This is a genomic window from Oribacterium sp. WCC10 (assembly GCF_900113415.1).
In the GTDB taxonomy this organism is placed as follows: Bacteria; Bacillota; Clostridia; order Lachnospirales; family Lachnospiraceae; genus Oribacterium.
In genome coordinates, this window is record NZ_FOPH01000047.1 from 1 (window position 1) to 4,831 (window position 4,831).

General features: G+C 43.8%; 4 protein-coding genes. All 4 read right to left on the reverse strand.

The features are described 5' to 3' along the window. Positions 1-1,484 (reverse strand): lysine--tRNA ligase (lysS, locus tag BM294_RS15505; protein ID WP_091209974.1); only part of this gene is annotated, 1,484 nt, incomplete at its 3' end. A gap of 264 nt (positions 1,485-1,748) precedes the next feature. Beyond that, on the reverse strand, positions 1,749-2,243 hold the full coding sequence (gene greA, locus BM294_RS15510; protein WP_091209980.1) for a transcription elongation factor GreA: 495 nt from the start codon (positions 2,241-2,243) through the stop codon (positions 1,749-1,751). 260 nt (positions 2,244-2,503) lie between these two features. Continuing rightward, positions 2,504-3,469 carry a tRNA dihydrouridine synthase DusB gene (gene dusB, locus BM294_RS15515; RefSeq protein WP_091209976.1) on the reverse strand — a complete coding sequence of 322 codons (966 nt, stop codon included), beginning with the start codon at positions 3,467-3,469 and terminating at the stop codon, positions 2,504-2,506. Positions 3,470-3,627: 158 nt separating this feature from the next. Next, positions 3,628-4,260, reverse strand: a complete 633-nt coding sequence (locus tag BM294_RS15520; RefSeq protein WP_091209978.1) for a DUF6145 family protein — start codon at positions 4,258-4,260, stop codon at positions 3,628-3,630. Positions 4,261-4,831 lie beyond the last annotated feature (571 nt).

Below are 4,831 nucleotides of genomic sequence, written 5' to 3' on the forward strand. Positions count from 1 at the left end.
GTCGGGAAGAGCAGGACATCTCTGATGGCAGCACTATCTGTCAGCAGCATTACCAGTCGGTCAATGCCATATCCTATTCCACCGGTAGGTGGCATACCGATCTCCATAGCATGCAGGAAGTCCTCATCTGTATGGTTGGCTTCCTCGTCACCTGCCTCAGCAAGTGCATCCTGAGCCTTGAAACGCTCTCTCTGATCGATAGGATCGTTAAGCTCTGAGTAAGCATTACACATCTCACGTCCGTAGATATAAAGCTCAAAACGCTCAACCTTTGAAGGGTCTGATGGCTTCTTCTTTGTAAGAGGTGAGATCTCAACAGGGTGATCCATGATGAATGTAGGCTGGATCATCTTCTCCTCGCAGAATGTCTCGAAGAAGAGGTTCTCGATATCACCGATCTTGTGGTGATCCTCAAACTCGATGTGGTTCTTCCTTGCAAGCTCACGAGCCTCCTCAAGGTCCTTAACTGTATCGAAGTCGATACCTGTCTCCTCCTTGATAGCCTCTGTCATGGTCAGACGACGGAATGGCTTTCCAAGGTCGATTTCTGTGCCCTGATATGTGATGGTTGTTGTACCGCAAACCTTCTCAGCAAGATAACGGAACATGGACTCTGTAAGCTCCATCATACCGTTGTAGTCTGTGTATGCCTGATAAAGCTCCATAAGTGTGAACTCAGGATTGTGACGGGTATCTACACCCTCGTTACGGAATACACGGCCGATCTCGAATACTCTCTCCAGGCCACCGATGATAAGTCTCTTAAGGTAAAGCTCAAGAGAGATACGAAGCTTAACGTCCTCATTGAGAGCATTGTAATGTGTCTCGAATGGACGTGCAGCTGCACCGCCGGCATTGGAAACAAGCATAGGAGTCTCAACTTCCATGAAATCACGTCCTGCAAGGAAGTTACGGATCTCACTGATGATCTGTGAACGCTTGATAAATACCTTCTTTGACTCCTCGCTCATGATGAGGTCAACATATCTCTGTCTGTATCTTGTATCAGTGTCCTGTATTCCGTGGAACTTCTCAGGAAGCGGATAGAGAGACTTTGAAAGAAGTGTAAGCTTCTCGGCATGAACAGATGTCTCGCCTGTCTTTGTCTTAAATACATAACCCTCGATACCGATGATATCGCCGATATCAAGCTTCTTGAATGCCTTGTACTCGTCCTCGCCGATACCGTCACGTGCTACGTAAGCCTGGATTCTGCCCTGCTTGTCCTGAAGGTGTACGAATGAAGCCTTACCCATGACACGCTTCAGCATGATACGTCCGGCAATGGCTACATGCTGATTCTCAAGAGTCTCGAAATTCTCTCTGATCTCCTCTGAATGATGTGTCTGCTCGAACTTTGTTATCTCAAATGGATCCTGTCCTGCTGCCTGAAGCTCTGCAAGCTTGTCGCGACGGGCCTGTACGATATGATTGGTATCCTCAACCGGCTGATTCTGCTGATTGTTCTGCTGATTCTCTGCCATGTTTCTCTCCTCTTGAATATGAAATCTACACATGAAGAACTATGTGCCTTTTCCTGATGAGTGCAGATATCTCAGCCGCACACACCACTTTATGCTAATGAAGACGGCCGGGCCACATTCACCCCGCCGTCCGATATTTTACCTTTGATTCTATGATGATGTTCCAAAAGATCCTAAAGCCCGAATGCTTTACTCTTAATACAGGCAGCCGGCACTTTTATATAAGCCTTCCACACATCATGATTTAACTAATATATACCTGATTTACTCAGCCTCGTGACGGGCAACCTCAAGCACCTTGAACTTAAGAAGACCTGCCTCAGTCTCGACCTCAACCTCATCACCTACAGTATGGTGAAGAAGAGCATGTCCAACAGGAGACTCGTTTGAAATCTTTCCTGTAAGACTGTTAGCCTCTGAAGAACCAACGATGAAATATGTAACTTCCTCATCAAACTCCTCATCAAGAAGAACTACGCGGCATCCGACATTGATTTCACCATCAACAGTGTCGTCAACTACCTCAACGTTCTTAAGAAGAGCCTCCAGCTCAACGATTCTTGCCTCGATATCACGCTGCTCATCCTTAGCTGCATCATACTCCGCATTCTCTGAAAGATCTCCCTGCTCTCTTGCTTCCTTGATCTTTGCAGCGATCTCCTGTCTACGATTTACCTTGAGATCGTGAAGCTCAGCCTCATACTTCTTGAGACCAGCACGTGTGAGTAAATTCTTCTTTACTGTCTGCTCTTCTGCCATGTTTGCCATAGCTCCTTTCACAATACAATCTGATCTGACTTTACCGGTATACGGTACTCTGTCATATATAAAATGCTCCGTTCTGAATGAATCTTCAGTCTTCCGATTTCCTGCGACTTCCTGTCCGGAAATACATAGAAGTTGAAACACCATCACAAAATGGAAGATGATTCAACCGAAACATATGGTTACAAACGGTAATTACACATCCTCAGGACATAACTCTCCCGATAATTCATGCAATTTTACAAATGCTGATTTTATACATTAAACTGTAGTTTGTCAACCAACTCATAGAGTTTTTCTATGCTCTCGGCAGTATTCACTTCCGCTCTCAGTTTTGCCGAATTGGGCTGTCCTTCTGTATACCATGAGATATGCTTTCTCATCTCCCTTATGGTAGTAAACTCGCCCTTGATCTCACGCATAAGTTCCGCATGTCTGTGAATCATTTCAATAATTTCTTTTATTTCAGGCTTAGGAAGAAGTTCTCCCGTTTCAAGCAGATGAACTGTCCGTTTTATAAGCCATGGATTGCCCTGGGCGCCTCTCGCTATGGCTACTCCGTCGCAGCCGGTCTCATCAAGCATTCTCTTCGCATCTTCCGGTTCGAAAACATCTCCATTGCCAAACACAGGTATCTTAACCGCTTCCTTTACTCTTCGTATAACATCCCAGTCGGCTTTACCTGCATACATCTGGGAACGTGTCCTTCCATGAACAGTTACGGCAGATACTCCGGCACTTTCCGCCATCTTTGCAAACTCTACTGCCGTATCATCCTCTTTCATGAATCCCTTACGGAACTTAACAGTTATTGGGGTATGGCACTTCTCAACCATTTGACTCAATATCTCATATGCGAGATCCGGATGATTCATAAGGTCGCTTCCCTCATGATTGTTGACTATCTTTCCTACCGGACAGCCCATATTCACATCTATAATGTCAAATCTGTCTTCAATCTGATGCGCGATATCAGACATTATCTCAGGATCTGATCCGAAAAGCTGCACTGCCACAGGACTTCCGTCCCCCCCACGGGTCATCAGTTCTTCTGTATTTTTATTCTTATATAAAATAGCTTTCGCACTGACCATCTCGGTGACAGTCAATCCTGCACCCATCTCATGAACCAGAGTTCTGAATGGAAGATCCGTAACTCCTGCCATAGGGGCCATATAAACATTATTTTTAAGTTCTATATTACCGATTTTCATTAAAATACTTTCTAAATATCCATAAAATGAGGATTAATGTAATCAATCCCAAAGGAGAAGATGTCATTCATAAGCGCTTCGCGCGGGCATTTTCGAGTGATTTCGACCATGGTCGAAACCAGTCTCGCCGATTGGAGGGCATCCCCATTTCTTCGAAAAGGGGATCAGTCCCCAAAAAGTGTATGGTACGCTGTGTTCTCTGCATCAGGATCGTCAGGGTGTACCGGCATATCCCATGAGCCTGTCATTCTGATGGAGCCCTGTTCTTCTTCCGAAACCATAGTAGTATCAATATGGTCATCCAATGCCGACATTTCCTCACTTGTAGCTCTTCTTACTTCAGCGATTCCTGTAGGGTTGTTTGCTCCCGGCTCTGCCTTCTCATCCTCCTCAGTGATCACAATCTCGGATTCACCGTGGCTGACATTACCGTGAAGTGCCTGAATAGCCTTATAGTATGTCTCAAGCTTTGTAAAAAGTGCTTCATACTTTTCCGCTATGGAATCTATCTTCTTTCTCGAATTGTCCTCGTCAAACATTACATCTCCATCTTCATGCATTGACTTAAGAACGAGCCTTGAATCCCTGTTAAATTCCATAAGGAAGATTCCACCTACCTCCTCTGTGTATTCAACTGAGATTATCTTAAGTTCTTTCAGAACATCCTCAGGAAGATTGTTGTACTCAGGATTCATAAAAAACTTCTGGTTATATGAATTCGCAGCGCAAAGCACTGTGTTTCCGCTCTCCATACTTGAGTTTTGTTTGTTTATGTCTTTATTGTCTATGTTTGCCATCTATATATTCCTCCCTGTGGAAGTATGTATAACATTATTTGGTTCCCGAAAAAGATCATTTCCTCTTTCCGGCCATTCATATGTTAATGCATAATCATAACTTAACTTTCACCGAACTGAGATTACTCTATCCGGCTAATCAGTAACGGGCATATTATCACATTTTATCATTGCATGCAATCATAGCCTGTCCTCTTTACGTTCTTTTAATTTTTTCATTACCACGTATAATCCAATCATGTTAGAAAAGTGATTGGATTCTTCCTTTCTCCCAGGTTCTCTGGGCTATTTCTAATCCTTTTCTGATATATTTATCTAGGCACTGTGGATTTGTTTTTCATTAATTACAGCTTTGACTGGTAGGAGGTGACTCAGACCACAGCTTGTCGTCTAATACTGGTAATTAGTTTGTTAACGCTTGACGTTTAGATTTACGTGATTACACAGTCGATCTCTCTGTGGTAGACAACAGTGCCAACTATAATAGTCAGGAGGTTTTATCTAATGTCTATGTTCTTTGCTGGAATTGATATTTCCAAGTACAAACATGATTGCTGCATTATAGCTGCAG

What these genes read in the sequence shown, in the direction of transcription:
- BM294_RS15520 (WP_091209978.1), bottom strand. Translation starts at nt 4,260, where the DNA reads ATGGCAAACATAGACAATAAAGACATAAACAAACAAAACTCAAGTATG.
- greA (WP_091209980.1), bottom strand. Translation starts at nt 2,243, where the DNA reads ATGGCAGAAGAGCAGACAGTAAAGAAGAATTTACTCACACGTGCTGGT.